Source organism: Zhongshania sp. (assembly GCF_041623545.1).
Taxonomy (GTDB): domain Bacteria; phylum Pseudomonadota; class Gammaproteobacteria; order Pseudomonadales; family Spongiibacteraceae; genus Spongiibacter.
The window spans coordinates 1-5,965 of the sequence record NZ_JBFJWS010000195.1; the positions used below are offsets into that span (position 1 = coordinate 1).

6 protein-coding genes are annotated in these 5,965 nt (G+C 53.9%); 3 read left to right on the top strand and 3 right to left on the bottom strand.

Annotation, left to right across the window (positions count from 1 at the left end; genetic code table 11):
* From ABYT30_RS14225 to ABYT30_RS14235, 3 genes are all read left to right on the top strand, one after another.
* On the top strand, positions 1-453 hold a 453-nt coding region (locus ABYT30_RS14225), incomplete at its 5' end, for a hypothetical protein (protein WP_373097150.1).
* A 173-nt stretch (positions 454-626) separates the two neighbouring features.
* Positions 627-1,049 carry a cytochrome c5 family protein gene (locus ABYT30_RS14230; protein WP_373097152.1) on the top strand — a complete coding sequence of 141 codons (423 nt, stop codon included), beginning with the start codon at positions 627-629 and terminating at the stop codon, positions 1,047-1,049.
* Positions 1,050-1,189: 140 nt separating this feature from the next.
* Positions 1,190-2,062, top strand: a complete 873-nt coding sequence (locus tag ABYT30_RS14235; protein WP_373080486.1) for a trypsin-like peptidase domain-containing protein — start codon at positions 1,190-1,192, stop codon at positions 2,060-2,062.
* A 31-nt stretch (positions 2,063-2,093) separates the two neighbouring features.
* Here ABYT30_RS14235 and rep read toward each other — a convergent pair whose 3' ends face one another.
* The 3 genes from rep to ABYT30_RS14250 form a co-directional block, all read right to left on the bottom strand.
* Positions 2,094-4,100, bottom strand: a complete 2,007-nt coding sequence (rep, locus tag ABYT30_RS14240; protein ID WP_373080488.1) for a DNA helicase Rep — start codon at positions 4,098-4,100, stop codon at positions 2,094-2,096.
* A 100-nt stretch (positions 4,101-4,200) separates the two neighbouring features.
* Positions 4,201-5,682 carry a YifB family Mg chelatase-like AAA ATPase gene (locus ABYT30_RS14245; RefSeq protein ID WP_373097154.1) on the bottom strand — a complete coding sequence of 494 codons (1,482 nt, stop codon included), beginning with the start codon at positions 5,680-5,682 and terminating at the stop codon, positions 4,201-4,203.
* 46 nt (positions 5,683-5,728) lie between these two features.
* The coding region (locus ABYT30_RS14250) for an accessory factor UbiK family protein (RefSeq protein ID WP_373097157.1) at positions 5,729-5,965 on the bottom strand (237 nt) is incomplete at its 5' end.

Here is a 5,965-nt window from a genome sequence, read left to right on the forward strand (position 1 = left end):
CAGCGCGTGGCGCTGGGCGGTTTCCTCTATAGCCAACCGGGCGCACAGTTAACCGGTGAGTATCGCGATCGTCTGAGTGACGGTAGCTTGGTGATCGCCGCAAAGGTCGATGTCGCAGTAGCAGGTCGTTATCACTTGGCGGGAGTCCTGGCATCGGCGTTGGGTGAGTCCTTGTCTTTATCGCAAAATGCGGTTCATTTGGAGCCCGGCAGTCATTGGGTAGACCTGAAGTTTTACGGCCTAATTCTCCGTGAGGCAGGTGTTTCGGGGCCGTATACCCTAAGTTCAGCGACCTTAACGACGGCTGGGGCAATGCCAAATGCCCTTGGCCCAGTAGTGGCTGCTGCCCATGTGACAAAGCCCTACCTAAATACTCAGTTCACCGATAAGCCCTTTGGGCGCGCGGATTTACTGGACGCGGCGACAAGATTGGAGGGCTTGGTTAAGCGCTAATCCCCATCAGCTAACGATAGGGCGGCTCTGGCCGCCCTTTTTTGTGGGCTTAATCTCGATGGATAAAACGCCAGTGTTGGAGTAATCGCGATCATGCCGCTATAATGCCGCCAGTAAATTTGCGGGCTGCTCAGCCCTGTATGTCGAGAGGGCGTAAAACTGTGAAGAGTGTAATGTTAAAGAAATTGGCAGCCGTTGTAGCTTTGTTCATGGTGTGTGTATCCGCTTGGGCTTTGACTGATAAGCAGTACGGCGAAGTTGAATCCCGTATTCAACCTGCGGGCAAGGTCTGTTTGCAGGGCGATAGTAGCTGTGGTGCAGCAGTTGCCGCGGCCGGTGGTGCCGCTAAATCGGGTGAAGAAGTTTATAAATCCAGCTGCCAAGGCTGCCATGCAGTAGGTGCGGGTGGCGCACCAAAACTTGGCGATGCCGCAGATTGGAAAGCGCGCTCTGCCAAAGGTTTAGAGAAAGTATATAGCAATGCCATTAACGGCTTTAGCAATATCGGCATGATGCCGGCTAAGGGTTTGTGCATGAGCTGTTCTGACGACGAAGTGATGGCCGCTGTGGATTACATACTGGAAAACAGCAAGTAATCGCTTTGGCGAGTGAATGAGCCGCGCATTTGCGCGGCTTTTTTTTGCCTGAAAATAACCACTAGCTAAAACGGATACCCGTTACTTGTCGTATCTGATGTAGTATTTACTTTAGATAATGCCGAATTGGAGGGCTAAACGTGATTAAACAATCACTGTTGTTGCTGTTATTTATCATTTTAAGTGCCTGTGGGGGATCATCTTCTACAAGCTCACCTACTCGATCTACAATACCGAGTAGCGGCAGCATACCAAATAGCCAAGCTGTACCGAGTGCTGACCACATTCGCCCCGGCGTTGAAATTGTCGCCGATGGCAGTAGCTGTACCAGCAATTTTTTATTCTCACCCAACCCGCAAACGGTGTACATCGGTGTGGCCGCCCACTGTTTCAGCCCCGACACCAATTCGGGGGTTGATCCGTGCGAAAGCAATAACTTGGCTATTGGCTACAATGAGATCAGCATAGCGAATGCCAGTGAGCCGGGTGAGCTGGTTTACACCAGTTGGCGGGCAATGCAGGAAGCGGGTGAGACCGTTGGTTCAGATATCTGCCAGTACAATGATTTTGCCTTGGTTAAAATTCATCCCAATGATTTGGCGAATGTGCACCCAGCGGCGATTGCCTTTGGTGGACCAACGGCCTTGTTCACCGGTACCGCGGCGGTTGGCGCAGGTGTTTTTGCCTACGGCCAATCGCCTTTGCATTTTGGCGTGCGCAGTCGCGAGGCTAAGAAAGGTCAAATTACCGGGGTGCTGGGCGATGGCTGGGCCTATGATATTGTCACTGACACGCCCAGCTTGTCTGGGGACAGCGGCGGGCCAATCTTCACCGCTGACGGTAAAGCGTTGGCGGCAACCAGCGTGTTATCGCTCAGTGTGAGTGTCAATCCAGTAAGTAATGGTGTCGTTAATTTAGAGCGCGCCTTGCAATACGCTAAAAATGGCGGGTTTATTAATAGTGGTACAAAACTACTGACGTGGTCTGAATTTCATTCTGGCGGAGATTTATAAACTGCTGGAGCCAGTTTGATTTCTATGTGACTTAACCCAACATATCTCTCAGGCTTGCCAGGGTTTCCCCGCCGCGTTTTTGATTTTGCACTGGGTCGGCGTCACCACGGCCCTCCCACTCCAGATCTTCTTGGGGAAGTTCGGCGAGAAAACGGCTGGGTTCGCAGCTGGTAAACTCACCAAAACTTTTACGCTTGGCGCAGTAGCTCATGGTTAGGGTGCGCTGGGCGCGGGTGATACCCACATAACAGAGCCGCCGCTCTTCCTCGACCATGCCGTCGTCAATGCTATTTTGGTGGGGCAGAATGCCCTCTTCCAAACCGATCATAAAGACATGGGGGAATTCCAAGCCTTTCGCCGCGTGCAGGGTCATTAGCTGTACTTGGTCGTCGCTCTCTTTTTCGTCTTCTTGGCGTTCCATTAAATCCCGCAACACCAGGCGTGTTATTGCGCCTTCAATGGCATTGTCGCTTTCGTCATCTTTGAGGGATTTTTCCAAGGAGCTGATCAGAATGTGCACATTGGCCATGCGACGTTCAGCAATGGCTATCGATGAGCTGTTTTGGATAAGCCAGTCTAAATAATCTATATCGCTACACAGCTGTCGAATACTCTCGATAGGGTCGCCCTCGTAGCATTTGCGGCGTAAATTCCCCAGCCAGCTGGTAAATTCCCGCAGGCGTAATAAGGCGGCTTCGGGCAGGCGCTGGGCGAGGCCAAATTCATCGCAGGCATCGTACATGCTAATTTCGCGCTCGGTGGCATAGCGGCCGAGGTTCTCTAACGTTGAGGTGCCAATCTTGCGGCGGGGCACGTTTACTATGCGCAAAAAGGCGTTGTCGTCGCCGGGATTAATGATCAGGCGCAAATAGGCCATGATGTCTTTAATCTCGTTGCGGCTAAAAAACGAGGTGCCGCCACTGAGCTTGTAGGGAATCTGGTGAACTTGTAGCTTTAGTTCGAGTAAGCGCGACTGGTGGTTGCCCCGATAGAGCACCGCATAATTACCGAAGCGGCCCTGGGTGCGGAGTTTGTGGTCGAGAATTTCAGTGACCACCCGTTCACACTCAGCATCGTCATTGCGGCAACGAATAACCCGAATGGGATCGCCGTAGCCGAGCTCTGACCACAGCGCCTTATTCATATCGTGGGGGTTATTGGCAATAACGGTATTGGCCGCTTTAAGAATGCGTGCGGTCGAACGGTAGTTTTGCTCTAGTTTGACCAGCTTTAAATGTGGGTAATCTTTGCTAAGTAATGAGAGATTTTCGGGCTTGGCGCCCCGCCATGCGTAGATGGACTGATCGTCATCGCCAACCACCGTTAGGCCACCACGGCCGCCGACGAGCTGTTTGACCAAATGGTACTGCGAGCCATTGGTGTCTTGATATTCGTCGACCAGCATATAGCGTATTTTCTGCTGCCATTTTTCCAGTATCGCCGGTTGCTGCTCAAAGAGTAGGGCTGGCAGCATGATCAAATCGTCAAAATCTAGCGCATTATAGGCTTTTAAGGCGCTTTGGTAGCGCAAATAGGCTTGGGAGCAGAGAATGTCGGCTGGCCCCTCGGCGCTGGCAATCGCCTGTTCGGGGGTAATAAATTCATTTTTCCATTGGGATATGCGCTGCTGAATACGGTCGGCGTTGTCACTTTCGGCGCCGTGGTCTTGCATTAATAAATCGCGGATTAGGGTTTGCGCGTCTTGGGCATCGAAAATAGAGAAACCGGATTTATACTGGAGGGCCTTGTACTCGGCGCGCAGAATGTTCATGCCCAAATTGTGGAAGGTCGAGACAGTAAGGCCACGGGCTTCTTTGCCTTTGACGAGCTGAGAGACGCGCTCCTTCATTTCGCGAGCGGCTTTATTGGTAAAGGTCACCGCCGCGATATGGCGAGCGGGCATGCCGCACTTCTCGATTAAATAGGCCATTTTGCGAGTAATAACGCTGGTTTTACCGCTGCCAGCGCCCGCCAGCACCAGTATGGGACCGTCGATATAACGAACCGCTTCGCGTTGTCTGTCGTTGAGTTTACTCACACTGATGATCTTTCCCGAGATTGTGCTAGAAGGGCCGGGCATTGTAACAGTGCCTATGGTCAACAAGAACTCTCAGGAGGAATGCGGCTAATTAATACCGTTAAAGTTCACCTCGGTAAATCATGGCCTCCTGTAAGTGAGCGAGGCTAATGGTCTCGGTGCCGGCCAAGTCGGCAATGCTGCGCGCAATTTTTTGCAGGCGATGATGGGCGCGAGCGCTAAGTCCCAATTTCTGCTCAGCTTTGAGCATGAATTGCTTGCTGGGGGTGTCTAATGCGCAGAATTGTCGTACCTGTTCAGCGTTGAGTTGGGCATTGATGTTAGCGCTGCGCTGTAATTGCCGCTCGCGGGCGGCGCAGACGCGCTCGCGCACAGCGGCGCTGTTTTCTGCGACGCCGTCTTCCTGCAAAACCCCCGGCGGCAGGCGCGGCACCGTAATGCGTAGATCGATACGGTCGAGCAGCGGCCCAGATAATTTGCCGCGATAGCGCTGAATCTGGTCTGGTGTGCAGCGGCAGTCTTTGCTGCTGTCGCCATCAAAACCGCAGGGACATGGGTTCATTGCCGCGATAAGCTGAAAGCGAGCAGGGAAGGTGAGTTGCTGGGTGGCTCGAGAAATCGTCACCTCCCCAGACTCGATGGGTTCGCGCAGCACTTCCAGCACTTTGCGGGGATATTCTGGTAACTCGTCTAAAAATAATACGCCGTGATGGGCGAGGGAGATTTCGCCGGGGCGGGGATAGCTGCCGCCGCCGACCAGCGCCACGCCGGAGGCGGTGTGGTGGGGGGCGCGAAAAGGCCGGTTCAGCCGCAGTGGCAGGCCGGCGACCGACTGCACTGTGGCAATTTCTAAACGCTCACTTTCGTTGAGGGGTGGCAAAATACCTGGCAAACGATTGGCGAGTAGGGTTTTTCCTGTGCCTGGCGGTCCGCTGAGCAGCAAGGAATGACCGCCGGCCGCCGCAATCTCCAGTGCGCGCTTGGCTCCAGCTTGGCCCCGCACTTCGCTGAGGTCGGGGTAGTGTTCGGCCAGTTCCGCCGAATCGTCGGCGCTGGCGTAGGGCAGGGCTTGCTGGCCGTGGAGGTGCGCTACCACCGCCAGTAAAGAGTGGGCTTCGCGAATATCGCTGGTGTCGAGAATACTGGCAAGACCCGCGTTAGCCGCCGGTAATATCAGGCTGTGACCCGCTTCGCCAGCTTGTACGGCAGCGGGCAGCGCGGCGTCTACCCCGCGCAATTCTCCGCTCAGACCAAGTTCGCCAATCAGCTCGCAGTTTGCCAGTGGCGCGGTGGGTAATTGACCTGAGGCGACCAAAATGCCAATGGCAATAGGCAAGTCGAAGCGGCCACCCTCTTTGGGTAAGTCTGCAGGGGCAAGGTTGACGGTAATGCGACTGACCGGAAATTCAAAGCGCGAATTAACGAGCGCAGAGCGCACTCGGTCGCGGCTTTCGCGCACGCTGGCTTCGGGTAGTCCGACAATATTAAATGCGGGTAAACCGCCAGATAAATGAACTTCTACGGTGACCAGTGGTGCGTGCACGCCGAGCTTGGCGCGGCTGTATACGGTAGCGAGGGGCATGTCTTCATCCTTGAAGGCGGCGCTAATGTGTTAAGGAATACAGTGCTTAAGAATTGCTGCTTGGCTGCTTAGCTAACTGCTCGGTTAAGTCCGCGAGCTGTTTTTCCAGTGTCTCTAATTTGCTGCGCGTGCGATTCAACACAGCGACTTGTGCATCAAATTCGGCGCGAGACACCACGTTTAGCCGGCTGAATCCGCCTTGTAGTAACACCTGCACTTTCTCTTCGATGTCCTGCTGAATTTCAGGACCATTGTTCATCAGCTTGCTGGCTTGCTGAGCCAG

Excerpts from the sequence above, each read along its gene's own strand:
- ABYT30_RS14230 (WP_373097152.1), top strand. The coding sequence starts at position 627 with ATGTTAAAGAAATTGGCAGCCGTTGTAGCTTTGTTCATGGTGTGTGTA.
- ABYT30_RS14245 (WP_373097154.1), bottom strand. The coding sequence starts at position 5,682 with ATGCCCCTCGCTACCGTATACAGCCGCGCCAAGCTCGGCGTGCACGCA.